Origin of the sequence: Vibrio sp. JC009 (assembly GCF_029016485.1) — a bacterium.
Taxonomy (GTDB): domain Bacteria; phylum Pseudomonadota; class Gammaproteobacteria; order Enterobacterales; family Vibrionaceae; genus Vibrio.
This window is the reverse complement of sequence record NZ_CP092107.1, coordinates 448,474-469,883: the sequence shown is the minus strand read 5'-3', so window position 1 is coordinate 469,883 and position 21,410 is coordinate 448,474. Positions and strand designations below refer to the sequence as shown.

The 21,410-nt window shown below is 42.8% G+C and carries 20 protein-coding genes; 3 read left to right on the top strand and 17 right to left on the bottom strand.

The window, feature by feature from the left end; genetic code table 11:
- The first annotated feature begins 136 nt into the window (after positions 1-136).
- Entirely contained in the window at positions 137-736 is a 600-nt protein-coding gene (locus L3Q72_RS17035) for a thiol:disulfide interchange protein DsbA/DsbL (protein ID WP_275133359.1), read from the top strand.
- 94 nt (positions 737-830) lie between these two features.
- Here the strand turns inward: L3Q72_RS17035 and L3Q72_RS17030 are convergent, their stop codons facing one another.
- From L3Q72_RS17030 to L3Q72_RS16970, 13 genes are all read right to left on the bottom strand, one after another.
- Positions 831-1,421, bottom strand: a complete 591-nt coding sequence (locus tag L3Q72_RS17030; RefSeq protein WP_275133358.1) for an OmpA family protein — start codon at positions 1,419-1,421, stop codon at positions 831-833.
- Positions 1,422-1,436: 15 nt separating this feature from the next.
- Positions 1,437-2,687 carry a VWA domain-containing protein gene (locus L3Q72_RS17025; protein WP_275133357.1) on the bottom strand — a complete coding sequence of 417 codons (1,251 nt, stop codon included), beginning with the start codon at positions 2,685-2,687 and terminating at the stop codon, positions 1,437-1,439.
- Positions 2,688-2,697: 10 nt separating this feature from the next.
- The gene (tadF, locus tag L3Q72_RS17020; RefSeq protein ID WP_275133356.1) at positions 2,698-3,249 is read right to left on the bottom strand and encodes a tight adherence pilus pseudopilin TadF; all 552 of its coding nucleotides are present in this window, start codon (positions 3,247-3,249) and stop codon (positions 2,698-2,700) included.
- Positions 3,242-3,772: a TadE family protein gene (locus tag L3Q72_RS17015; protein ID WP_275133355.1), complete on the bottom strand. Its 531-nt coding sequence runs from the start codon at positions 3,770-3,772 to the stop codon at positions 3,242-3,244. The genes tadF and L3Q72_RS17015 overlap by 8 nt, the downstream gene beginning before the upstream one ends.
- On the bottom strand, positions 3,769-5,019 hold the full coding sequence (locus L3Q72_RS17010; RefSeq protein ID WP_275133354.1) for a tetratricopeptide repeat protein: 1,251 nt from the start codon (positions 5,017-5,019) through the stop codon (positions 3,769-3,771). The genes L3Q72_RS17015 and L3Q72_RS17010 overlap by 4 nt, the downstream gene beginning before the upstream one ends.
- Positions 5,012-5,887, bottom strand: a complete 876-nt coding sequence (locus L3Q72_RS17005; RefSeq protein ID WP_275133353.1) for a type II secretion system F family protein — start codon at positions 5,885-5,887, stop codon at positions 5,012-5,014. The genes L3Q72_RS17010 and L3Q72_RS17005 overlap by 8 nt, the downstream gene beginning before the upstream one ends.
- Before the next feature lies 1 nt (position 5,888).
- Positions 5,889-6,800 (bottom strand): type II secretion system F family protein, encoded by a 912-nt coding sequence (locus tag L3Q72_RS17000; RefSeq protein WP_275133352.1) that lies wholly within the window; start codon positions 6,798-6,800, stop codon positions 5,889-5,891.
- Positions 6,797-8,062, bottom strand: a complete 1,266-nt coding sequence (locus L3Q72_RS16995) for a CpaF family protein (protein WP_275133351.1) — start codon at positions 8,060-8,062, stop codon at positions 6,797-6,799. The genes L3Q72_RS17000 and L3Q72_RS16995 overlap by 4 nt, the downstream gene beginning before the upstream one ends.
- Complete coding sequence (locus tag L3Q72_RS16990) at positions 8,059-9,261, bottom strand: ArsA-related P-loop ATPase (protein ID WP_275133350.1); 1,203 nt, start codon at positions 9,259-9,261, stop codon at positions 8,059-8,061. Before L3Q72_RS16990 ends, L3Q72_RS16995 begins: the two co-directional genes overlap by 4 nt.
- Positions 9,262-9,265: 4 nt before the next feature.
- On the bottom strand, positions 9,266-9,724 hold the full coding sequence (locus L3Q72_RS16985) for a hypothetical protein (protein ID WP_275133349.1): 459 nt from the start codon (positions 9,722-9,724) through the stop codon (positions 9,266-9,268).
- On the bottom strand, positions 9,724-11,055 hold the full coding sequence (locus tag L3Q72_RS16980; protein ID WP_275133348.1) for a pilus assembly protein N-terminal domain-containing protein: 1,332 nt from the start codon (positions 11,053-11,055) through the stop codon (positions 9,724-9,726). The genes L3Q72_RS16985 and L3Q72_RS16980 overlap by 1 nt, the downstream gene beginning before the upstream one ends.
- Positions 11,052-11,837 (bottom strand): pilus assembly protein CpaB, encoded by a 786-nt coding sequence (locus L3Q72_RS16975; protein ID WP_275133347.1) that lies wholly within the window; start codon positions 11,835-11,837, stop codon positions 11,052-11,054. The genes L3Q72_RS16980 and L3Q72_RS16975 overlap by 4 nt, the downstream gene beginning before the upstream one ends.
- Before the next feature lie 62 nt (positions 11,838-11,899).
- Positions 11,900-12,118 carry a Flp family type IVb pilin gene (locus L3Q72_RS16970; RefSeq protein ID WP_275133346.1) on the bottom strand — a complete coding sequence of 73 codons (219 nt, stop codon included), beginning with the start codon at positions 12,116-12,118 and terminating at the stop codon, positions 11,900-11,902.
- A gap of 192 nt (positions 12,119-12,310) precedes the next feature.
- On the opposite strand from L3Q72_RS16970, the gene L3Q72_RS16965 reads away from it, so the two are divergent.
- Positions 12,311-12,763 carry a prepilin peptidase gene (locus L3Q72_RS16965; RefSeq protein WP_275133345.1) on the top strand — a complete coding sequence of 151 codons (453 nt, stop codon included), beginning with the start codon at positions 12,311-12,313 and terminating at the stop codon, positions 12,761-12,763.
- Positions 12,764-12,790: 27 nt separating this feature from the next.
- Here L3Q72_RS16965 and L3Q72_RS16960 read toward each other — a convergent pair whose 3' ends face one another.
- From L3Q72_RS16960 to ylqF, 4 genes are all read right to left on the bottom strand, one after another.
- Positions 12,791-13,660: a LysR family transcriptional regulator gene (locus L3Q72_RS16960; RefSeq protein WP_275133344.1), complete on the bottom strand. Its 870-nt coding sequence runs from the start codon at positions 13,658-13,660 to the stop codon at positions 12,791-12,793.
- A 215-nt stretch (positions 13,661-13,875) separates the two neighbouring features.
- The gene (locus L3Q72_RS16955; protein ID WP_275133343.1) at positions 13,876-16,482 is read right to left on the bottom strand and encodes a C25 family cysteine peptidase; all 2,607 of its coding nucleotides are present in this window, start codon (positions 16,480-16,482) and stop codon (positions 13,876-13,878) included.
- Positions 16,483-16,772: 290 nt separating this feature from the next.
- A complete protein-coding gene (locus L3Q72_RS16950) occupies positions 16,773-19,127 on the bottom strand; it encodes a C25 family cysteine peptidase (RefSeq protein WP_275133342.1) in 2,355 nt (784 codons plus the stop codon).
- 291 nt (positions 19,128-19,418) lie between these two features.
- Positions 19,419-20,363, bottom strand: a complete 945-nt coding sequence (ylqF, locus tag L3Q72_RS16945) for a ribosome biogenesis GTPase YlqF (RefSeq protein ID WP_275133341.1) — start codon at positions 20,361-20,363, stop codon at positions 19,419-19,421.
- Positions 20,364-20,878: 515 nt separating this feature from the next.
- Here ylqF and tssB point away from each other — a divergent pair.
- Positions 20,879-21,394, top strand: a complete 516-nt coding sequence (tssB, locus tag L3Q72_RS16940) for a type VI secretion system contractile sheath small subunit (protein WP_275133340.1) — start codon at positions 20,879-20,881, stop codon at positions 21,392-21,394.
- Positions 21,395-21,410 lie beyond the last annotated feature (16 nt).

The following is a 21,410-nucleotide window of genomic DNA, read 5'->3' as shown; positions in this document are numbered from 1 at the left end:
GTAATTAGCTGTTCAGTGATTGCTGGGATTGGTATAACACTTCCTCCAAACATTCAGCGTTAGCAGGCGGGACAGCTCGTTCTGCAGCTTGTTAGTACAAAAACAAAAATTATCAGTTTTAAAAAGAGATTTTCTAATGAAAAAATTATTTACCCTATTTTCAGCCCTTGTTCTGAGCTTTGCGGCAAATGCAGCGCAATTTACAGAGGGCAAACATTACAAGGTGCTGGACCTGGAAGCATCAAAGCAGCCGCTGGTTACTGAATTCTTTTCTTTCTATTGTGGTCACTGTTATAAGTTTGAAGGTGTGATTGCTCAGCTTAAAGAAAATATTCCTGAAAACGCCAGATTCCAGAAAGTTCACGTAGCTTTTATGGGAAGCAAAATGGCCGTTCCTATGGCTAAAGCTTACGCAACCATGGTGGTTTTAAAGAATGAAAAGAAAATGATTCCTGCGATGTTCAGACAGGTTCAGGATCTTCGCCAGGATCCAAAAAATGTGGAAGAGCTGCGCCAAATCTTTATTGATAACGGCACGGACCCTAAGAAGTTTGATGCGGCATTCAATGGTTTTGCAGTTGATTCAATGCAAAAGCGCTTTGACAAGCAGTTTAACAATAGTGAGCTGACAGGTGTTCCGGGCGTGGTTGTAAACAACAAGTATGTTGTTGATGCTGGCAGTATTAATACGATTGGTGAGTATATTGATTTGGTGAACTATCTGCTGAAAATGTAATTTGACCTAGCGGGTACATTCATTCTGTTAAACCATAAGCCCCTGATGGCATAAGCTGTCAGGGGCTTAGTTGTATTAGTTAATGCTGGTTTGACTATTTTTTATTAATTCCTTCTGACGCTTCAACGGTCAATACAACCCTGCGGTTACACCCGGATTTACCGTTTTCTGTTGATGAGCAGACAGGTGAGGATTCACCAAAACCGCGCTCAATAATACGTTTGCCCTGACCCAGGGTGTCTCTTAAGTAGCTTGCAGCATTTGAGGCTCTTCTTTTTGACAGGGCCAGATTGTATTTAGGACTGCCGGTTTTATCCGCATGCCCGTCTACAACAATCGAAAGGCTTTTATCCAGGATTTCAAGGTACTGCTGAAGTACCTGTTGATGGGCCGGAGTGAGTCTGTCTTTGTTAATTGCGTAGTTCAGTATCAGTGTCTGGGATTTACTGTCGTAAATACATTCTTCTGAATCTGCGTTACCTTCAATGACCTTTTCCTCTGAAATTTTTGATTTAGGATTACCAGCTTCTTTTTCAACATCCAGAATGCGGCCATTTTTTTGGGTAGTTACCTTGTAAGTATCTTTTATTGATACGGTAGTGATATAGCTATTTTCTGTCTCAATACAGGATGCAAATGCTGAGCTGCTAAATAGTAAAGTAAATATTATCCAACTTTTTTTCATAATTATTGACTCTTTTTATCTTAATCTTCCGGTTTCTTCGCCTAGTAATTTAAGGATATGCTTGTAAGCCTCTCCTTTACCTTTGGCATGAAAAATATTTTCGGCGCCAACACAGTCGTACATTCCATTTCTGGTTCGGTCTACAATATAATCAATGCCTATTACACCGATAATATACTCCACTGGGTTTCCTTCTCTATCTTCCTTAGATTTAGCCATATTTTCCAATTTTCGGCATAAGCCATGACTTACAAGTGACGGGAAAAAATAAGAGATATTTGTAGAACTATCTCGCTGCTGAAAAGATTCTCTAGGGCTGTCATCTCCATCTGAAATTATTATTATGGCCTGCCTGGTGTTGTATTTCTTTTGCTTATTTAGTTCTTGTGCTGCAGCTATTAGTCCTTGCCATGACTCGGTTCTGCCTGTTGTATATAAAGCTGAACCTAGTATTGCCTTGACTTGAGAGTAATTGTCACCAAGAGGTATATCGTGAAAAGTGAGTGGTACATATTTCCTCTGGTAACTATTTAATGTCCAGTTAGGAATGGGGATTTTTGTTTTAAACATATTTTTAACCGTCTTAGCTGCGTTGTTATCAACAACATAGTCAATTCTGACTCGTTGACGGTTAATATATTTTATATTGACTTGATTATACCCAAGTAATGCTATTCGGCTTTTGTGTTTATTAAAGTTGTTGTATTTTTCAAGGTCCTCGATTAGTTTTTCTACTGTGCGGTAAACCTCCTGCATTCTTCGTCCCCCTCCTGAGAACTGGTACATCATGGATGCACTAAAATCTACGACCAGATAAATATCTATGGGCAGTGGGGCAAACTTTCTTGAGGTAGAGAGTCCGTTTACCCTGAACTCTGGCTCTAGCCCCACCTCAGAATAGGCTAGCCATGACTTATGTTTTGAAGACGCGGATACAGCATAATCGATAAATGGTCCTAATTCGCCACTTGCCTTAAGACAATCGCTGCCTTTTTTGCAATTGGTTGGTACAACCGCCACTTCGATTTCGTCCATATTATCTTTTACAAATGCGTCGACAATATCTACGGCTAAAGGAACGTTTGGCTGATTATCACCTGTTGCCTCAGAAATTAAAGCCAGACTTGCTACCTCTGCAGCTTCTTTAATTTTCGCATTTGCCTGGGAATGCTGAGTAATACGAAGTGCAATAGCGAAGATTATAATCATTAATGGAAGCAGTATTGCCAGCATAATTGTGGCTACACCTTTCTGTTTATTTAGCATATTGTTCTCCCTAATAACGCGCATAGGAAAATGCAGAGGCTGTGATATGAGTAAACTGACCATTACTAATACCAATTAGGTTAAATGGTGTTGCGTAGCACAGGGAGACCTGGTATATCGGCAAATTTGTACCTTTTGCGGTTTGAGGAATAATTGTGTCCACACCATCAATGGTATAAAAGTTACAGCCAGAAGTTGCTCCTCGTCGGCGAACTGAATATTTATTTTCGTGTTCGGACTTGATATATTCTTCAATCTGAAATCCGAAATCACTGGAATCGAAACTCGAGGACATACGCTCCATTGATTTAATTGCTATATCATATAACTCGTCTGCCAGAATTGTACAAAAAGTAGGTGATTCACACATATTTCCTTTATCCCGGAAAAACTCTTCTCTCTCAGATAGGATTCCTACCAAAGAGTATGCAAGCCTTTCCATTTGACCTTTTTTTGATGTGGCAATCATTATATTTATTTGCATGGCGCAAAGAGCAGAAAGAAATACCAGAATAATACTTAGCTCTATAATGAATACGCCTTTTTGTTTACGTTTACCCACAATAGTGTCCTTTCCCTTTACCTTTTTTTAATCTGCAACGTTCGTTTTCTTGTATCGCAAAATGTTCTCTTCTTACAGGCAGTTCTGGAATGCCAAAACCGAACATGGGCCTATAGGTGTATGTAATTTGATACAAGGCAATGGCCATACCTTCTGCACTGTCTGAAGCTTGGGAGCAGTTTTCTATAATGACTGAGTAGCGAGAACAAATTACAGCATCGGAGTAGTGCTTAAAGTAAGTTATTCCGCTCTCGACGCTTTGCGGATCAATAACTCCAGTCCAAAGAATACCAGCCGCTTCTTCCAGAGTTTGCTCAACAAATTTTTTATAGTCAGCAGCTTTAGCGCCATGAATGGAGCCCTGTTTTTTGCTAAAAGAAACGGCAGACACCAGTGCGTTGTCCGCGATATTGATAGCAATCATCATCACACATAGCTCAAACCAAAGAGCGATGACGACAATAAAAACGGGTATTCCTATCGCGACCTCAACAGTGACGCTGCCTTTACTGAAACGTTTCATAATTTAATATGCCGATTTTTAGTGTAATCAACGACAAAGGCACCCTTTATGTTTTCACGGGCCAGGAATGCCTTTGCTTCCTCTATGGTTGAGAACTCACCGATGCAGTACCTCTTCCATAAGTTATGGGTGTAGGCGTAAACGGCGCCATAGTTAGTCTTTAAGTATCTTAAGTACTCATCAGAAATCGCTTTATAGGTAGCCAGAACTTGTATTCTGTAAACAGAGTTGAGAGTTGATGTTACTGCTCGTTTATATTTTGAAGGCTTAACCAGTGTTTTTTGGGCGTTGTTTTTGGTATTTTGTGCCGTAACTGTCGGGTCGGTTTTGGGTGTGGTCGCATGCTTATTCGCTACGGGCTCCTTTTTTGTTGTGCGAAGAAATTTTGGTGGAGTTTTGTTGTTATCAACGACAGCCATTTCAGTTTGTTTCTCACTATGCGTTTTATCGGGTAGTTGCGCTTTCGCTTTGTGTTTGTTGTTTGGTTTTTCTAGTTGCTTTGTGGGTGTAATGTTTGCTGATGTTGTTTTGTTTTTCTGATAGGTATTTTTTTGAACCGACTTCATCAGAATACTTAGCTGAGCATGAGCCTGTTCCTCATTGTATTTTTCCTTCAGGGCATCCAGAGCGATATCTGCCCGGTTTGCGTGAGCAGAGGCCACAATTAAATTCGCACGGATTTTGGCGTCCTGCTTATTTTGAAGATAAAGCTCATAAAGCAACTGCATTGCTTCAGTGTAGTTTTGTTGCATCATTTTCACGACCGCGATGTTATTGATGACTTCGCTATCGTCGATGGTTAGCTTACGGCTCTGCTCAAACAGGCTGAGAGCTTCCTTATATTGTCCTTGTTGTGCTTTAAGCTTGCCTTTCATTAAGTTGTATTGATATGGCTCTCCTCCGGAAGCAAGGTAGGCTTCCAGTTTGGACTCAGCTTCAAGGTAGCGCTGTTTTTGATAGGCGATGCGTACATCAATGAATATATAGTCAGCCTGTTGTTTTTCTTTCTCAGAAAAGGTTCTGGCATATAATTCTGCTGATTTGATATCCTTCATATCCAGATAAGTTTCAACAAGTTTGATATCGTATTGCTCATCTGCTCCGAGGTTAGCCTTATAAAACTCGATAAGCTGCTTTTTATCGTCAGAAGCGATCAGGAGTTTTTCTTTGGTCTCCAGTTCAGGGTTGGTAGAAGCGCACCCGCTAAACAATAGTGATGCTATTAACAGTGTTTTGAATTTATGCATCTGGCATCATCCTCATAAAACCGGGAGCAACAATCAAAATAACTATCGGGATCATGATAAAAACAATCATAGGAATAGACATTTTTGCTCCCATTTTTCCTATTTTCTCTTCGAGTTCCATCATGTTCAGCTCACGAATATCTGAAGCCAGTCCGGCTAAAACCGGACCGATTGACGAACCGTATTGAAGGCTTTGGGTTAGAGTCATTACGAAGCTCTGTGCCTCGTTGGTAGGTATTCGTTCATAGAACTCATTAATAGCTTTTTCTATGCCCACTAGCTTGGCCCGCTCTGTGATTTTTTTAACGTTGTAGGCAAGGTGCTCGTCAACGGTAACCAGTTCTCCGGCAAGATGGTCAAGGCAGGCTTCAATGGTCATTCCGGTATGAACACAAACATTCATCAGATCCAACAAGAAGGGGAGGCGGGCACTTACACGGCGGGTTATTTTTTTACCCCGGGCTGCAACATAGGCATCCAGGCCAATAACGAACACAACTACGGAGATACCGGCAGCCATGATAAAGGTATTAAAACTGATTAGTTTTGTCAGATAGCCGAACACTGCCATACCAACACAGACCACTAAAGGTACAATTTTGAATAAATAGTAGCTACGCGCAAAGAATTCACTGTATATACCTGCCGAGATTAATTTCTTACGGCTTTCTTCCTGGTTGAAGTTAAACATATCCAGTAGTTTATTTATCAGCTTAACTCGTTTTTTTTCGTTCTCAGTCGATCCTATGTACCGGCTGGCAGTCAGCTTAGAGTTTGTCGAGTCAAATACTTTCATAAACAGGTAAGCAATGATCAGTGAAACCAGTGTGGCAATAACAATAAACAGGTAGTGGTTAATGTTGTTCATGCTATTCAACCCCCTTTAGTATCATCCAGATACAGAAAAAGCCGATAAGTTCGCTAATCAATACGTAGTAGAATAGGGGTTTTCCAGCGTCTTCAAACATGACGAAGTTGTAGTTTTCCGGGGCACTGAATCTCAGAATCAATAAGAAGAACAGCGGCAGACAACCGATAATTTTAGCCGACGCCCGGGCTTCGGATGTCAGAGCGTTTTTCTTTTTATCCATGGCTCTGGCTTCAAACATAATCCGGTTAATCCGGCTGATTACCTCTTTGAGCTGTCCGCCCCGGCTTAGATTTAAACGGATAGTTGAAGCAAAGAAAAAATACTCAACATAGGGAAAAGAGTTGGCACTTCTGGACAGAACATCGTCTGCATCTTCTCCAATCAGCAGGCGTTCAGCCATATAGCGAAACTCCTGGCCAACGTCGTTGTCCAGTGTTTTTCCTACGTATTCAAAAGCATGAACAACACTTTGCCCGGCAGACAAAGCTCCAACCAAAATATTAAGCGCATCCGGAAAATCGTTCTGAAACTTTTGAGCCTTTCTTTGCTGAAGTTTGATGACAAATACGAAAAAAAGGACAGGCTCGCATATCATCAGACAATACATATAGTCTGCATGAAGCAAAAAAGAGTTAATAAAATAAAGTGCAGTGGCGGTGATCCCAAAAAAAGCAATGAGCTTTAGCGTTATGTTGGGTGATAGCAGGTTGTGTAACTGCTTGAAGAAAAACTTAATTTTAAGCCGTAAACTGGCTTCAAAGTGGTCAACGTCAATAACAGTTTTAACCCCCTGAACACCTTCAAACTCACCTTCTGATTCTATAAGTGATGAGAGTTGTTTTTTACGTTGGTAACTGTGTATAAACCAGGCAATGAATACAGCAAACCATAGGGATATGATATATATCATGCGAATATCTCCTGCAGAGCGCCATCAAGACCAAAAAATTTAGCCCGTTCGTATACAATTGAACGGGTTGATAACCCGGGAGAGCGAAAATCTCCGGCTACTTTGCCATCTTCAAAATCTCCAGAGTTTTCAAAGCGGAATATGTCTTCCATTACGACATTATCTCCTTCAAGCCCTACTACTTCGGAAATAAACATCACTTTACGGCTGCCATCGTGCAGGCGGCGAACCTGAACAATCAGATCTACAGCGCTGACAATGGTTCTTCTGATTGCCTCCAGAGGTAGGGTAGCGGTTGCCATCATCACCATACTCTCTGTACGTGCTATAGCGTCTCTTGGTGTGTTGGCGTGGAGTGTGGACATGGAACCATCGTGGCCTGTGTTCATTGCCTGAAGCATTTCAAAGGCCTCTCCACCACGACACTCACCTACGATGATTCTGTCCGGACGCATACGCAGCGCGTTTATCACAAGGTCGCGAGCGGTGATCTCACCGGTACCTTCTACACTTGCCTGTCGTGTTTCAAGGCGGACGATATGTGGTTTTTGCAGTTGCAATTCTGCTGCGTCCTCTATTGTTACGATTCGTTCTGATTCTCCGATATAACCGGACAGGGCATTCAGAAGGGTGGTTTTACCTGAACCGGTACCTCCGGAAATCAAAATGTTGCATTTGCAGTAACTGGCAATGGAAAGCAGCTTTGCCATTTCAACGGACATAGCGCCAAATTCAACCAGATTTTCCAGCTTGATTTTATGCTGCTTAAATTTACGAATGGAAATTGAAGTTCCATCAATGGCCAGTGGAGGTATAACAATGTTTACCCGGCTTCCGTCTACCAGTCGGGCATCACACAAGGGTTTAGACTCATCAATACGCCTGCCGACATTAGACGCAATTCGTTTGGCAATGGTATTTAGCTGTTTTTCATTAACAAACTGAATCTGGGATTTTTCAACTTTCCCCCCAACTTCAATAAAGATATCAGATGGCCCATTGATCATAATATCCGAGATATTATCGTTATCGATTAATGTCTGAAGAGGTCCCAGGCCCTTTAGCTCTGCCATCAGAGCTTGTACGAGCTCCTGCCTCTGAATGTTAGAAACCTGAAGCTGTCTTTTGCTGATCAGGATATTCACAGAGTCTTTAAGTTGAGATTCCAGCTCTTCATTTGTTACCTCAACAAGACTTGCTGCATCCATTGCATTAAAGATCTCATCTCTCAGGTCTATATATGTTTTTTTAAATTGGCTCATGATTTCTTAAATAGTGAAAAGCGGAATTTTTTCTCTTTAGGTTTTCCTACAAGCTCGGCAAGCAGATCCTCAAGCGCTTTTTTTAATTTTGTTTTTTCAATAGTGATTTGACCTTGCTGGATAAGCCGCTTCTCCAGTCCGGCTTCGTACCCTATATAGAGTGCGTTTTTCTGTTTCATACGTTCTTTGGCATCATCAACGGAAACCAGATAGTCTTTGACTGGTCTGTTATGAATAAAAATAACGCTATGTTCTGACTTGTTGAGGTTTTTACGAATCTGGTTATAGGCGCGTAGCGATGCTACTGAAGTATCACAAATCACATAGATTCGATGATATTTAGTGCTTAAATCCTGATGAGCGCAGATTTCATCAAAGGCGTTAACAGGTACGGCATCAATAATAAAGTTGTACTCCCCGGCGATTTCCCCGGACAGTTTGCTTAGCATTCGGGTATGAAGACCAATACACTCGTGCGCTTTTTCCATAGCCAGAAAATCAAACTTTTCCTGTACTTTGTTGATATAAGTGTGTGCGATTGCACTATCGACATCTCTATCATTCAGGTCTTCACTGATCTGCCTTGGTTTGACCCCTTTCATGGCAAGGAAAATATCACTGTTGATTGCATAGGAATCATGGTCAACCAGCAAGGTTCGCAAACTTGCACCGTTTGATAACGCATGTCCCAGACTGGAAGCTAACGTTGAAACGCCAATTCCGCCTTTGGTTCCCAGTAGTAATATTCGCTTTGCTTCGCGGGTTTTAATGGTCCCGGATATATTTGACTCAGCGGCAGAAACGATAATGGATAGTAGCTCGTTTAGTTCTTCATCCCAGAGTGCATAGTTAGCACCCAGTTCGAGCACTTTGTTTTTAATACGGATTGAATCCTGATTGCTCACCACGATGATCTTGACGCTGATATCCAGTTTAGCCGATACCTCAGCCACTTCATCTATCAGTTTTGTAGACTCGCGCAGATCTAAAATTACGTTCTTAAGTGATGTGGTTGCGCTGCTCCAGTCGCCTTTTTGCTCCAGATCCGGAGTGTCTAACGGTTTTGGAAAGTCTTCAATAGCATAAAGCTTACATACTGACTCAATAAATCCACTGTCCTTAGAAATAATCAAATCCTGGTGGTTACTGCTTGTATCGTTTTTGCTTTGTGTATTTTTAAACAGGTTATCTAAATCCATAACTTCACCTTTTTAGTTTTTCTGGTGAAGCCAGCATTTTTGTCTGGTTATATTCGACAACGCAACCAAATGGGTAACGGTTAGATTTGGCAAAATACATGGTGCCGCAGTTCTTATCCTGGATATGTATATAGCTGGATACAATCGATATTTGCTTGTTTGATTCGCCGGACTCTATTGACAGATTAATTCGATCTGGATGAATGCCGATGTGCTTCATATGAGTTGTTAAAGTATCTACAAACTCGCTGGCATCAGGTTGATACCGTATATCAAAACTTGCCTTAGGCTGGCGCTTGTAGACATCGGATATAAAATCATGGCTGCGCTTTTGCGCAATATCAGTATCGATGATATTGAACTCAAAAACTTCTTCTAACTCAGTCAGCTTGGTTACATTTTCAGGGTTATGAGCACAACCGGTTACCAGGCTTGCTAATACAAGGAGCAGTAGCTTTTTCATTAGTTAAATCCTCCCTCGTGAATGGTCATCTCCAGCTCCTGACTTTGTTCTCCGGATAAGTCGATTCTTAGCAGACGTTCAAGATCGCTGGTTGCCTGAAAGCGTGGAAGTTTTACTTTTTCGCTTTCCAGCGGCTCAACCAGATTTACGGTTGCAACAATTATTAATTCGGTTTTTGTTCTGTCGGTAGAAGAGTGACTGAACAGCGCTCCGAGCAGTGGGATATCTCCAAGGATGGGAATTTTGCTCAAAGACTCTCGCTCTTCGGTAGTCAGAAGCCCGGCCAGAACGAAGCTTTGTCCATCTTTTAGCTGAACGGTAGTCTGAGCCCTGCGGGTCCTTAGTGATGGGAGAGTATAAAAAGCATTGCTATCACTTCGTGATTCGTCGATGGAGCTCACTTCAGGAAACAGAGACAGGCGGATATTTTCTACATCCAACACCTTCGCTACCATGGAGAGTTTTATGCCATACTCTTTAAATTGAAATTCGGGGCCATTTTTACCATTGATAACCATTGGTAATTCTCCACCTACCAGAAAACTGGCGGTTTCGCCGGAAATTACCGATAGATTCGGCTCTGCCAGCACTTGCCCTATACGATCATCGTCCTTGGCAGAAATAAGTCCTACTATGTCGTACGCGGTTATATCCACAAGCTGAGTGATCTTAAATTTCCCGGCTACACCGGTATTAGAATAAGAGACACCGAGTTGACTAAGGAAAGAACTGGAAACTTCGGCTACAGTCAGCTTCACATTGATCTGATTTGTTGTGAGTACCTTCAGGTTATTGATTACACCAGCGTAATTGTATGAAGCTGCATAGAAAAGGGAACCGGAGGAGTCTGCGTCCTTGCTAGGTACAGCAGGTTCGTTAACTGATACCTCTTGATTTAATGCCTCACCGACAAACCGTTCGACTTGTCGTTTTATTTCTTCACTGCTTACCGTTCCTTCTAGCACGACCTGGTTACCAGCATTGCTAAGGTCTATTTCCTCGCCAGGAAAGTGCGCGACAAGTACTTGCTTTACGTGACGAAGGCTTTTGTTAACAATGACTTCTGCGTTATAAACCTCATTACCTGACCGGTCATAGATAATGACACTGGCTAATCCTGCGTTTTTGCCATAGACAACGATTCTGGTTTCATCAATAACTTTATAGTCAGCAACTTTCGGATTTGAGGTAAAGGCAGTATCAATATTGCGATTTACTTTGATGGTTTTTGCTCCGCCTTCGTTCAAATTTAGCTGAGTTGCAGCGTTTGCAGTTAGAGGAAAAACCATAGTTAAGATTAAAATATACTTGCTTAATTTACTGCTTATCATTTTTTAACCTCTGCTCTTAATTCGCGCACGCCATGTTGTCCTTCGATAAGATCACTGCTTCGGACTGATTGATATGTTTGTGCCAACTTAGCCGGCACCATGGTTACATCTCCAACTTTCTGTGCCATTTCCAGAAGTAGCGTTTCTTCAATGGATAGTGCTACTACAACGCTGTACTCGGGTTTCTCTCCTTGCTCGAGAGCTAATTCGATAGCGTCTTCATCTGGCCGGATAACCTGAAGAACATCGGTATCGTTAATAATTATCTGCGCCGTAATATCAGCAATATCTGAGTAGCCAGTTTCAAGAATATTTGACTGAGAAGATGTAGTAGAAAGGAAACTGACTTTATCTCCGGATCTCAGGGGCAGGGAGTCAATAAAGCTATTGCTTTGCGTTTTGTAGAAATAAGGAATATGTCCTTTTTTTAAGGCCAGAAGTGCATATTCATCATCATCAGGATTTGCAATAAACTCCGCTATTAGTGCATCCCCGGTGCTTAAATCGCGTCGGTAGCGAGTAACAGGAGTAAGAGCCGGGCTTTTCTCTAGCGGGTAACCCTTTTGCTTAGCAGTGCTAACAGGTATTGTTTTATACGAAACATGCTCCGGACGAGCAACTTGCCCTCTGGAAACAGATTGGGTTAGTAACGCTATTCGGATCTGTTCTTCAGCCTGTTCTTCCACCACTACTTCTGAATTGGAAAACAGGGCATCTTTTAGATAAAAAGTGGCGGTTAAAGTGATTGCTGCGATAAATAGGAATAATATAGGACGACTCATATCATGCTCTCTGACAAAATACCCGGAGCATGGTATTGATGCTCCAGGTAGAAGCGCGTTAGTTAATTTTGAGCGTTAGTTAGGTTGTTGCTGATGGTTGTCGCCATGTTTGATATAGCACTTTTTACACCAGATTGGTTAACAAATGTCAGCGCGATTCCCGACATAGCAACCGCAATAATCGCGTATTCAACAGCAGTTACACCGCGTTCGTTGTGAATAAAGCTACGGATAGACTCAGTTGTTTTGATATATATGGACGTTGAAATTGTGTGCAACATAATGGTTTTCCTCATTGTCATTGGAAATTGCAATATATTTTTCATACGTGTGGAATACAATTTCATAAGCTTATGGAGCTATAACCAATAGTTATTAGTTAACTTTTTTATAATAAAAATGCTGATTTATTATTCTTAAATGGTTTAAATTGTATTAGAATTGCTGACTTAGCGATTAACTTAAGGATTTTTATGCTAACTACCTATTTGTCGATTCTTATTATATTTGCGATCACGATCCTGACGCTACGAGTCTGCTTTAATGATATAAGAAATCGTACTATATCAAATAAACAAGTTATTGCAGTCCTGATCGGTTCGCTAGTATTAGCAGTTTCTGGTGGTGACTTTATACACACTATGCCTTATGCACTTTCTATATTAGTTGTGGGCGTCGTTTTGTTTTTAATTGGGGTGTGGGGCGCTGGTGATGCAAAACTGCTTTTTGCATATAGTGTAGCGATTAAGCCAGAGGTATACCCGGCTGTTTTATTAATTGGAGCAGTATTCGCAATTATTCAGATAATTGCGACGGTTATTTACCACGGTGGATTGAAGAACGCCAATAAGGCAGGTGTTGCCTTTGGTGTTCCTATTGGTGCTGCCGGTTTATCGGGGATAATGTTGTCGTTTTTAATGGGTTAGGAAGAAATACCGCGCTCATTTTGAACCCTATCTGTGTTTAATACAGCATGAGTGACTGGTCATCTTGATCAGCATTTTCCTGAGTTCATCATCAAGGTTTTTTTCCTGCAGTAGTTCTACCAGGTAGTCACTGCACCATGCATAACAGTTTATACACTCCTGGGTTGCTATCTTGTTATATGGAGAGTCACAGATACTCCAGCAGGGGCAAATAACCAAAGTATCGTCACTTTTGGCTTGCTGATGCATATAAAGCGATGTATCAGCACCGATCCAACTGGTAATCTGACTGGTATCTATACCATTAAATTCAATCAGCTGTTTCGCTTTTAGATAGCTAAGTTCTGTGCTGTGTACCACTTTTTTAGGCTTAGAGTCCTTATCAAATGAAAAGAACAGGCTATATCTGGGATCTTCCGCTTTTACCAGGCACCCACCTTTATCCGGTGCGTTTAAAAGACCAAGTACGATGTCATATTCATTAATGTTAATTTCACTCTCTTCATCAAAGTGAGTAATAATAAGGTTTTTATCAACAATATCGATGAGCAGGTTGTAAAGAGCTCCAGCTACTTTTATACAAAATTTATTTGATATGGCGATTTTGTAATGCTGGTTGCTACTGTCGTTGCTAAGTTCATATAGCAGCCTCTTATGCAGTTCTATGCTTTTTTTTGTATATTTAAGAAGAACTTTTCCCTCTTTGGTTAGCTTTATCTCCCGGCCTCGCTCCAGGACAGGAAAACCTATTGAGTTTTCAATTTTCTTTATATGCTGTGATACGGCTGGTTGAGTTAAAAATAGGGACTCGGCAGCATCGGAAAAGCTTTTACACTCACTTACTTTGTGAAATGTTTTTAAATATTTTATGTCGACGATATCCGTGCTTTTTATCATCTTAAGCCTCACTTATGCATGTGGATTAATTTCCTTATGAAACTAATAATAATGATGCTGTTTAAGTTCAAATGGTTGCATTGAAAATAGGATCATCTTCAAACTAATAGACTTATCTGCTGTGTTACTTGTCGCATATATAATTAATAAACCTTATATGGAATAAAAGCCTCTATTTAACAGAGGCTTTATCATACATGCTTTAAGTTACGGGCTTACCGGCGATTTTTTCTGCGAAGCAGAGCGGTTATGCCTGTCAGAAGAATAAACCAGACTCCTGTGCCAGCAGCTGCAGGGGCGGTACCTGGAGGCTCTTTAGGTTTTGCCGGTGTAGGAGTTGGTGAATTAGGAAACGCTACCGGTTGCTTTGGAGGCTGAACAGGTGTTGTTACGGGTGGTTGAGGTGCTAACACCGGCTGCCTTGGTGGCTTAGCTGGTGGTATAACAGGTTGCCTTGGGGGCTGAGGTGGAACTAAAACAGGTTGCACCGGCGGCTGTACTGGTGGTTGCACAGGTGGTCTTGGAGGCTGCACTGGTGGCTTAGGACGCTCAAAGACTTCAACTTCAGCAGTAAAAGGAACGGCATTGTGTTTGTTTACGGTCAGGTTGAAGTTTCTTGTGGGAGTGATATTCATAAATACAGCCTGACCATTTTGCCCGGTTGTCGCTGTTTTAAAGTTGTTATCCGCCAGCTCTATGGTGATTTTGGCATCCCGTACCGGGTTTCGGTTTCGGCTGACGTTTACGTGGTAGTTAGCACGTTTACCTTTTTCTACTCTGCGTTCAAATTCAACGTCATACTCTTCAGGCGCTTTAGTTCGCAACTCAAGCTCCGGATCGCCAAGATAGTTAAACAGTCTTGCGGTTAGTAAGGGTTTTGGCTGGGTGGTACCATAGGTTGCATAAACACGTTCTTTAGCGCGGTTCATTGCAACAGCCGGACGCCATGATGGCTCATATGCAGCGCTTTCCCATGTGCTGTCGTACTCTTCCCAGAAAGAATCAAACAGACCGACGTGGAAAAGGTCGTTATAACCAGAATAACTGACTCTGGCGGCACCAAGAAATGCCACGGCTCCCTTGTCCGCATTCAGAACCCAGGATTCTGCAAAAGTATCTTTGCCGTCAAACCATCCGGTTGCGCAGTTCAGGCTAAAAACAAAAGGGTATGTCTGGTTCGCCAGAGCTTCGGTATGGGCGCTGACAAATCTGGGGTGGGCCCATCCACTGCCATTGCCGTAGCCATGATCTCTGTGAAGGACAAATCCCACTCCGTTGTTGATTATTCGTGAAATGGTTGCGTTATCGCCATCGCCCATCTGTTTCCAGACTAAAGGAATTTTTTCTGGTGGATCAATACGTCCGCTGCCATAGCCCCAGCCACCATATTTCAGGTCTTTAAATTCACCAGTTTGAGGGTTTGTCAGCCCCCCTTCCCAATAAAGGGCTGTATGGACGGTATAGCCTTTGTTGTGCGGATCCGGGTTTTGCGGAGTACTTGCGAAGAAGTCGTAGTCCGGACCGATAAAATCAGCTACGCGGTGCAGATCTTCCATAAACATACGGGCTGCTTTGCCGTCGTATTCCTCACCTACAGCATTAGCCAGATCCTGAAACTGACCGGCCAGGAGCGCATGGTCAAAGTTACCGTCGCGTGGAGGGTTTTGCTGATAGGCGATGGAGCGGTTTAACATTATTTGCAGCTCGTTGATATTGTCAGCCGGCATTCTGCCAAGCGCCACATCAGGTAAATAGTCATCACCGTTTAAACGGGTGTATTCATAATCGGTATGCCAGATATGAGAACCAGGGTTGCCATGGTCATGGAATGGATGCCCCTCAATTTTCTTGGCTGGCAACTGTTCGTGATCCCCAATGAGCAAGACATACTTTGTTGCATTCCGGGCCCGGTAGGCGTTGGTTAAGTATCGTTTGATACTATCGAAGGTAGATCCGGTAACGTTTAGCGAAGCCACAAACACCTTATAGCCAAGCTTTTTCTTCCACTCTACAAAGGGGCGAAGGGTCGCAACATACTCGTTGGGAGTAACGATCAGATAGTCAGCACTCTGAGCAGTAACAGCAACCGGCCGGTTGTTTTCAGTTTGCTCCGGATAGACTGGCTGATTTTTCGCGTCTGAGTTATCTGTATGAAATATCAGGTCAAAATGGACCTGAGAGGCGATGCGCAATTCTTTGGTTAGCGGGTTGTAGCGGATTGGATTGAACTTCAGAACAGCGATACTTTTGCTGCCGGCCTTAGCAATGCTTTCCACCTCAATCAGTGGTTTTTCAGGTAACTCCTGCTGATAAGCCTGTATGTTTTTAACAAATGGCATGTTCAGATCGGGACGCTCACCCGTGCTTTCGATTTCAACATCAGGTACCGCAGGCTGGCGTGGACTCAGAACTATATCTTGATACCTTTCACTCCAGAAAGTGCTGGCTGGCTGGATTTTAATTTCAACTCTGGTGTTGTCCGGAATCGGAACCATTTTCCGGTACGATTCGATTTCCGGCCAGCCCTCTTCGGACTCGCTGCTTGCATTGGGAAGAATGATTCGGGTGTATTTGTCACCATCAAGTTTCACCTCTGCCCGGTGGAAGGATTTTATATAGGCGATAAAGTGCGCGCCGTTATCGCTTCGGTTTATTTCATAAATAGCCCCTCTTTTTTCATCAAAGTTAAAGTCGATATGGGGTTGAGTGATTGTGATTTTTTGCCGGTTTTCCAGTTGCAGATCAACATGGCTGCCTGCCGCTACCGGTATTGCTGTTAACGCAAGTGCTAACAGGGGTATCCGTGCTTGCAGATTATTCATATTTCGGACCTCAGTTTTGTCATCAGCACGAGTTGCTGATTAGCGTAAAACTATTCCTGCAAGCAAAAGTCAGCAATTTCATATTGTTATGTGAATATAAGAGGATCTTCTATCAAGGGATGTTTTGGACCAAGTCGTATGAAGTTTTGCTGCGGGGCTAATATGAAGAGATGAAATGCAGTGAAACCACCATGTAAAAATTGCGGGCAACTTCAAGGCGGAGATAAGGTGGTGGACAATAAGAAGAGGCTCATATATGCACCTCTTCTTTCGTTTTGGTTAACTTACCGTTATCGTCTGGCTTTTCTTCGGGCAACTAAAGCAAAACCTGTAAACAATATTGACCATAAGCCTGTACTGCCACCAGAAGGTGCTGAATTACCTTTAAGCTTGACCTCCGAGACATACGGCACGGCATTGTGCTTGTTTACGGTTACGGTAAAGTTCTGCCTCGGGTTAATGTTGTGGAACACCACTTCACCCAGCCTGGTGGTTGTTTGTGTCTGGTAGTTGTTGTCTGCCAGTGCGATTGTGACTTCAGCGTCCGGAACCGGGCCATTGGCAGAGGTAACGGTGACAAAGTAATTGACCGGCTTGCCTTTTTCTACTGTGTGCTCGTGGTCAACGTCAAACTCAAACGGAGCCTTGGTGCGTAGCTCAAGCTCCGGATCGCCAAGATAGTTAAACAGTCTTGCGGTGAGCAGCGGTCTTCCCTGGAAGCCATATTGAGCAAATACCCGCTCTTTTGCACGATTCATAGCAATGGCAGGACGCCAGGACGGCTCATAGAATGTGCTTTGCCAGGAGTTGTCGTAATCTTCCCAGAACGAGTCTAATAAACCTACATGGAACAGGTCGTTAAATCCGGAATAACTTACTCTGGCTGCTCCGATAAAAGCAACTGCGCCTCTGTCCGGGTTCAGTACCCAGGATTCGGCAAAGGAGTCCTGACCGTCAAACCAGCCGGTTGCACAGTTTAGGCTGAAGACAAAAGGGTATGTGTGGTCGTTGGCTAATGATCTTGTGTGATCAGAAGTGTAGTGTGGGTGCGCCCATCCGCTACCGCCGCCATAACCATGGTCTCTGTGTAGCACAAAACCGACTCCGTTATTGATGATGCGGGAAATATCCTGATTGTCGCCGGCACCCATTTGCAGCCATACTTCGGGAATTTTTTCCGGAGGCGTAACGCGTCCGCTGCCGTATTCCCATCCGCCGTATTTCAGATCCCTGAACAGTCCCTGCGAATCTGTCAGCCCTCCTTCCCAGTAGAGTGCCGTGTGAACGTGATAGCGTTTATTGTATGGGTCCGGATTTTCTACACTATCGGCAAAGAAGTCATAGTCCGGGCCGATAAAATCTGCAGCGCGGTGAAGGTCTTCCATAAACATGCGTGCAGCTATGCCGTCGAGCGCCTCTTTATCTGCTTTGTCCTGAAACTGTCCGGCTAACAAAGCGTGGTTGAATTTCCCGTCACGAGGCGGATTTTTTTGGTATTTGATGGAGCGATCCAACAGCATTTTTAGCTGGCTTGCATTATCTACCGGCATCCTGCCAAGAGCGACGTCAGGGATGTAGTCATTTGCGGTCAGGAGGCTGTAATCAAAGTCTGTATGCCAGCGGTGAGAGCCTGGAACACCATTGTCATGGAATGGGTGACCGACGATCTGCTTTGCAGGAAGGTGTTCATGATCTCCGATAAGCAAAACATACCTTGTTGCTCTTTGGGCACGGTATGCGTTGGTCAGGTAACGCTTGATACTGTCATAAGTCGTTCCGGTATGGTTTAGCGATGCAACAAAGACTTTATAACCAAGCTTTTTCTTCCATTCGACAAATGGTTGTAGTGTGGCTCTGTACTGGTTTGGGGTCACTATCAGATAATCCGCATTTTCAGCAGTAACAGGAACAGGCCTGTTGTGGTCAGCCTGTTCCTGTCTGAAAGCCTGCTTCTCTTCTTGAGATTCACTTTTTTGAAAGACCAGGTCAAAGTGGATCTGAGAGACAATGCGTAACTCCTGGGTTAGCGGGTTATAGCGTATCGGATTGAACTTAAGAACCGCGATGTTTTTGTTCCGGCTTTTAATGATCTGCTCTATTTCTATTAGTGGCTTTTCAGCTAATTCTTGCTGGTAGCTCTGTTCATCCTCGACAAACGGCATGTTCAGATCGGGGCGGTAGCCGGTTTCTGCTTCAACAACATCAGGTACGGGTGGCTGCATAGGGTTTAGCAGGATGTGGTTGTATGTTTCACTCCACACTATGCTCTCTTCTCTGATTTTTACCTTTACCTGAGTATTGCTCGGAAGTTCAACCATTTTCCGGTAAGACTCAATTTCTGGTGCACCTTCTTCAGCATCACTGGACGCATTAGGGAGACGAATCCGGGTATAGCTTTTGCCACCTAATGTGACTTCCGCTTTTTCGAAAGAGTTAATATAGCCAATAAAGTAAGCGCCTTCATCATTGCGCTCGATTTCAAAAATGGCGCCTTTTTTTTCATCCAGTTCGGCATCGGGTCTTTGCTGGGAAAAAGTGATCTTATTCAGATTTTCCAGTTTCAGATCGACGTGACCATCAGCTATAACCGGCGTTGCCAACAGCGCTAGAGTCAGCAGGGATAACCGTGTTTGCAGTCTCTTCATAGTTTTCACCTTAAGTTATTACCAGCAAAAGTCGCTGGTTGGCGTAAACTATCTCTGAGAGTAAAAGTCAGCAATTTCATGCTGTTATAGGGTTATAAGCGTTACTTCTTTGCAAGGGGATACAGTTCTCAGACGGTTAGTGTGCAAAGTAAAGACAATATGAAATGGCTGAAAACTTTTTTTATTAAGTGCGAGGGAGTTAAAAAGCAGGAGTCGTTACGAAGAAGTTTATCTGGGTGCAAAACGGGTATTAAAAAAGGCATCCATTTCTCAAATGGATGCCTTTCAGGTTTAGCGCTTGTTTTTTAAATAGCGCTTGCGCCGTTCTTCTTTTTTCCTGGCTTTCTCTTCCGCTTTTCTGGTTGCCTCAAGTTCAACCTCAACCAGCTCTTTAGTGATCATTTCTGGTAACTCAAGGGTGACTTTCCCAAGTGTGCCGCTGCGCAATTCATGAAGCAGAATTTCAGATGCCTTATGTAAATCAACACGACCACCGGCACGCAGACATCCACGCTTTGTACCAATCGCTTCCATCAGCTCAATCTCGGTTTCTGGCAGTGACTCCAGCTGGTATCTTTCCAGCAGAAGGTGAGGGTATTGCTTAGCCAGATATTCTACGGTGTAGAAGGCAACTTCATCATATTCCATGGCCGTATCTTTCACTGCGCCTGTCGCTGCCAACCTGAAGCCACTATGAGGGTTTTCTACTTTTGGCCACAGTATTCCCGGAGTATCGGAAAGAACAATGCCATTTTGCAGGTTGATTCGTTGCTGGCGCCGGGTTACCGCTGGCTGGTTACCGGTTTGTGCAATGGTTTTACCTGCCAGCGTATTAATAATGGTGGACTTACCAACATTCGGTATGCCCATAATCATGGTACGGATGTTTTTTCCCATGGCTTCACGGTGCGGCGCCAGTTTGCGACACAGTTCCATAATCTTGTGCACTTCCTGAGGATTGGAAGTGGTAATGGCCATTGCTTTGACACCCTGTTCTTTTTCAAAGTGCTCTATCCAGAGTTCAGTCAGCTCAGGATCAGCCAGGTCTCGCTTGTTCAACACTTTCACACAAGGCTTATCACCACGGATATCGGAGATCATTGGATTCTCACTGCTAAACGGAATCCGTGCATCCAGTACTTCAATGATGACATCAATTTGAGGAACTACCTCTTCGATTTCCTTGCGAGCCTTGTGCATATGGCCCGGAAACCACTGTATGGAGTTATTAATCATTCGATTTGAGACCTTAAATCATTTTCTTTATTGCAGTGGCGGATTCTAACATTTTCCAAGCAACATTTTTAGCCTGACACACGAATCTGGTATACCGGGGGGGATGCTGCAAGCAATAGCAGCATTGGGACGTTACCCAGAGCAGGCAAGATGGTATTTGTCCTGAGCCAGATACATGGTGTTAATGGGATATGACAAAATAACTTTTGTATTCAAATAAAATATAAAATGACTGACAAATAGTATTATATTTTTCGATCGCTGTTTAAATTGTGAACTCTAAGAAATAAATGAACTTTCTATCAGTAATAATTCTCACCGGTAAGTTCATACTATTTATAAGAATATGCAGCTTCACTTATGTTTATAATTAATCTCGTTCAGATCGCAGACTTAATAGACTGTGTTCGACATAAACTTACGGTTTAGGGTAAAAATAGATTTATAGTCAAGGTGTAAAACAGTATTTGATTTGGTAAATATAAATGCCGACCTTAAATTTATCGGAGTACTAAATGTCTAAAGAAGGTAGTGTCGCTCCTAAAGAGCGTATTAATATTAAATATATTCCTGCTACGGGCGATGCTCAGGCTGAAGTTGAGTTACCTTTAAAAACGTTAATTGTTGGTGACTTCAAAGGGCATGCTGAAGAAAACGCATTAGAAGAAAGAGAGCTGGTATCCATTGACAAAAATAACTTTGAGTCAGTAATGAAGGAGAGCGCTCTTAACCTTAAAGCCAGTGTTAAGAATAGGCTATCTGAGGAAAAAGATGCGGAGTTGACGGTGAATATAGACTTCAAATCCCTGCAGGATTTTGCTCCCGATGCGGTTGCTCATCAGGTACCTGAGTTAAGGAAACTTGTAGAGTTGCGAGATGCACTGGTTGCCTTAAAAGGACCTTTAGGAAACATCCCGTCTTTTAGAGAGTGCCTTCAGGAAATATTAAGTTCTGAAGAGTCGAGAGATCAATTACTGAGCGAATTAAACCTTATTGGTGAATCAGATAAAACACCTGAGAATCAAATTTAAAAACATTTTAATGGGT

Bases quoted from the DNA above. Each gene is read 5' to 3' on its own strand.
- L3Q72_RS17035 (WP_275133359.1), top strand. From the start codon at position 137: ATGAAAAAATTATTTACCCTATTTTCAGCCCTTGTTCTGAGCTTTGCG.
- L3Q72_RS17030 (WP_275133358.1), bottom strand. From the start codon at position 1,421: ATGAAAAAAAGTTGGATAATATTTACTTTACTATTTAGCAGCTCAGCA.
- L3Q72_RS17025 (WP_275133357.1), bottom strand. From the start codon at position 2,687: ATGCTAAATAAACAGAAAGGTGTAGCCACAATTATGCTGGCAATACTG.
- L3Q72_RS17015 (WP_275133355.1), bottom strand. From the start codon at position 3,772: ATGAAACGTTTCAGTAAAGGCAGCGTCACTGTTGAGGTCGCGATAGGA.
- L3Q72_RS17010 (WP_275133354.1), bottom strand. From the start codon at position 5,019: ATGCATAAATTCAAAACACTGTTAATAGCATCACTATTGTTTAGCGGG.
- L3Q72_RS17005 (WP_275133353.1), bottom strand. From the start codon at position 5,887: ATGAACAACATTAACCACTACCTGTTTATTGTTATTGCCACACTGGTT.
- L3Q72_RS17000 (WP_275133352.1), bottom strand. From the start codon at position 6,800: ATGATATATATCATATCCCTATGGTTTGCTGTATTCATTGCCTGGTTT.
- L3Q72_RS16995 (WP_275133351.1), bottom strand. From the start codon at position 8,062: ATGAGCCAATTTAAAAAAACATATATAGACCTGAGAGATGAGATCTTT.
- L3Q72_RS16990 (WP_275133350.1), bottom strand. From the start codon at position 9,261: ATGGATTTAGATAACCTGTTTAAAAATACACAAAGCAAAAACGATACA.
- L3Q72_RS16985 (WP_275133349.1), bottom strand. From the start codon at position 9,724: ATGAAAAAGCTACTGCTCCTTGTATTAGCAAGCCTGGTAACCGGTTGT.
- L3Q72_RS16980 (WP_275133348.1), bottom strand. From the start codon at position 11,055: ATGATAAGCAGTAAATTAAGCAAGTATATTTTAATCTTAACTATGGTT.
- L3Q72_RS16975 (WP_275133347.1), bottom strand. From the start codon at position 11,837: ATGAGTCGTCCTATATTATTCCTATTTATCGCAGCAATCACTTTAACC.
- L3Q72_RS16970 (WP_275133346.1), bottom strand. From the start codon at position 12,118: ATGTTGCACACAATTTCAACGTCCATATATATCAAAACAACTGAGTCT.
- L3Q72_RS16965 (WP_275133345.1), top strand. From the start codon at position 12,311: ATGCTAACTACCTATTTGTCGATTCTTATTATATTTGCGATCACGATC.
- L3Q72_RS16960 (WP_275133344.1), bottom strand. From the start codon at position 13,660: ATGATAAAAAGCACGGATATCGTCGACATAAAATATTTAAAAACATTT.
- L3Q72_RS16955 (WP_275133343.1), bottom strand. From the start codon at position 16,482: ATGAATAATCTGCAAGCACGGATACCCCTGTTAGCACTTGCGTTAACA.
- L3Q72_RS16950 (WP_275133342.1), bottom strand. From the start codon at position 19,127: ATGAAGAGACTGCAAACACGGTTATCCCTGCTGACTCTAGCGCTGTTG.
- ylqF (WP_275133341.1), bottom strand. From the start codon at position 20,363: ATGATTAATAACTCCATACAGTGGTTTCCGGGCCATATGCACAAGGCT.
- tssB (WP_275133340.1), top strand. From the start codon at position 20,879: ATGTCTAAAGAAGGTAGTGTCGCTCCTAAAGAGCGTATTAATATTAAA.